Source organism: Micromonospora sp. RTBAU3-60 (assembly GCF_054963695.1).
This window is the reverse complement of the sequence record NZ_JBUEGB010000193.1, coordinates 1-919: the sequence shown is the minus strand read 5'-3', so window position 1 is coordinate 919 and position 919 is coordinate 1. Positions and strand designations below refer to the sequence as shown.

The window sequence follows — 919 nt, the reverse complement described above, 5'->3', positions numbered from 1 at the left end:
CCGCCGAGTTTGGCGCACACGTCGGCCATGATCTGCCCGCACCGGGTGAGTATCGCGTCGTTGAGCACGTCCCGCCGGGACTTGGTGACGAAGACAAGATGCACGTGCAGGTCGTGGACAACGCTGCGGCCTCGCCGAATATCAGGGTCTGGGGTCCATCGGGGTGACATAGACCCGACGGTATACTGTGGACGTGAAACTGGTCGTGCAGGTACGGCTGTTTCCCGACGCCGGCCAGGAGGCGGCGTTGCGGGACACGCTGACCTTGTGCAACGAGGCCGCGAACCTGGTTTCCGGCGAGGCGTTCCGGTCTCGGGTGTTCGGCAAGCAGGCGTTGCAGCGGCTCACCTACGGCCGGTTGAAGGCGATGGGGTTGTCGGCTCAGCCGGCGATCCACGTCGCCCGCAAGGTCGCTGGCGCGTACGCCACCCTGAACGCCAACATCCGTGCCGGCAACCTCGGCAAACCCGGGTCGAAACGCCGCCGCAACGCCGAGGGAAAGCCGATCCGGTTCCGCCGCGACGCCGCGCAACCGTTCGACGACCGCTGCCTGTCCTGGCAGATCCGGTCCCGCACGGTCTCCATCTGGACCACCGCGGGCCGGCAGGCCGGCATCCGATTCGGCTGCTCCGATGCGCAGTACGCGGTGCTGTCCGCCCACCGAAAGGGCGAGTCCGACCTGGTGCACCGTGACGGCAAGTGGTTTCTGTACGCCACGTGCGACATCCCTGATGTGGAGGTGAAGGAGCCTGAGGGGTTCCTCGGTGTGGACCTGGGTATCGCGAACATCGCCACCACCACCGACGACGGGACCCGGCACTCCGGCAAGGCTCTCAACCGGGTGCGGCATCGCAACCAGCGGCTACGGGCCAAACCTCAGCGCATCGGCACCAAATCCGCCAAGCGGCTGTTGAAGGCT

The 919-nt window shown here is 66.7% G+C and carries 2 protein-coding genes; one reads left to right on the top strand and one right to left on the bottom strand.

The window, feature by feature from the left end; genetic code table 11:
• Positions 1-170 (bottom strand): transposase (locus ACY34I_RS40520; protein ID WP_462760850.1); only part of this gene is annotated, 170 nt, incomplete at its 3' end.
• A gap of 23 nt (positions 171-193) precedes the next feature.
• On the opposite strand from ACY34I_RS40520, the gene ACY34I_RS40515 reads away from it, so the two are divergent.
• On the top strand, positions 194-919 hold a 726-nt coding region (locus ACY34I_RS40515; RefSeq protein ID WP_462760849.1), incomplete at its 3' end, for a nuclease/transposase family protein.